Raw genomic sequence first — 1,113 nt, forward strand, 5'->3', positions numbered from 1 at the left:
GTCATTGCGAGCCAACGGGTCCGCGCGAAGCGCGGCCCGATGACAGGCTCCGCGAAGCAATCCAGAATCTCACGGTGGAAAAAGTCTGGATTGCTTCGCTGCGCTCGCAATGACGAGTGGTCGAGAGCCTTCGCCAAACGAGCTACTCGGCTCGCGCCAATAGCTCGTCCAGCTTGGTGAAGAACTGCTTCCAGCCGGCATGCGCGCCGCCATAGGCCTGCTTCTGGCTCGGACGGAAGCCGGCCTGTTCGACGCGAAGATGTGTGCCCGAGCCGGTGGCGGTGAGTGTGAAGGTCACCACGCTCTTGAGGTCGTAGGCCGCGTCCTCATGGGTGAAATTCCAGGTGTAGGCGAGCGACCGCTGCGGCTCGATCGTCAGCACTTCGCAGTCCAGCACGCCGCCCCATTCGCCGCGCAGATTGAAGCGGTGGCCGACCTCGGGCTTGAAGTCGTTCTTCATCAGCCATTCCTCGATCAGATGCGGCTGCGTCAGCGCGCGCCACAGCCTTTCAGGCGGATAGGCAAATTCGCGTTCGATGACCACGGAGCGTGTTTCGGTCGCAGCCTCTGTCATTGGTCCATCCTCTTCAGCAGATCGTCGAGCGCATCGAGCCGGTTCTGCCAGAAGCCGGCCATCTGGCTGGTCCAGTCGATCAGCGGATTGAGCGCGCCGGGCTGCGCGCTGTAATGGGTCTGGCGTCCTTCATGGCGGTCGCGGACCAGGCCCGCCTGCTTCAGCGCGCCGAGATGCTTTGAGACCGCCGGCTGGGAAACGCCTGATCGCACCGTCAGTGCCCCGACCGTCTGCTCTCCTTCGCGGCACAACCGCTCGAAGATCGCCCGCCGTGTCGGGTCGGCGAGCGTCCGGAACAGAAGATCGGGGTTGGCGGGCAATCCATAACTCCAAGGTTATGGATTAATTCATAACCGTAGAGTTATGGGTATGTCAAGCGCGGCATGGGAAATGGCGCTTGCGTGCGCAATTCCTTCTCCTGTCATTGCGAGGAGCTCTTGCGACGAAGCAATCCAGTCTGTCGGCGCGGACGGACTGGATTGCTTCGCGGAGCCTGTCATCGGGCCGCGCTTCGCGCGGACCCGTTGGCTCGCAATGAC

The 1,113-nt window shown here is 62.5% G+C and carries 2 protein-coding genes; both read right to left on the bottom strand.

Translation table 11 applies throughout. The features are described from left to right. Positions 1-142 precede the first annotated feature (142 nt). Positions 143-574: an SRPBCC family protein gene (locus G8O24_RS42460; RefSeq protein ID WP_188108407.1), complete on the bottom strand. Its 432-nt coding sequence runs from the start codon at positions 572-574 to the stop codon at positions 143-145. Next, positions 571-894 (bottom strand): ArsR/SmtB family transcription factor, encoded by a 324-nt coding sequence (locus G8O24_RS42465; RefSeq protein WP_188108408.1) that lies wholly within the window; start codon positions 892-894, stop codon positions 571-573. The genes G8O24_RS42460 and G8O24_RS42465 overlap by 4 nt, the downstream gene beginning before the upstream one ends. Positions 895-1,113 lie beyond the last annotated feature (219 nt).

Source organism: Bradyrhizobium campsiandrae (genome assembly GCF_014529705.1).
GTDB lineage: Bacteria > Pseudomonadota > Alphaproteobacteria > Rhizobiales > Xanthobacteraceae > Bradyrhizobium > Bradyrhizobium campsiandrae.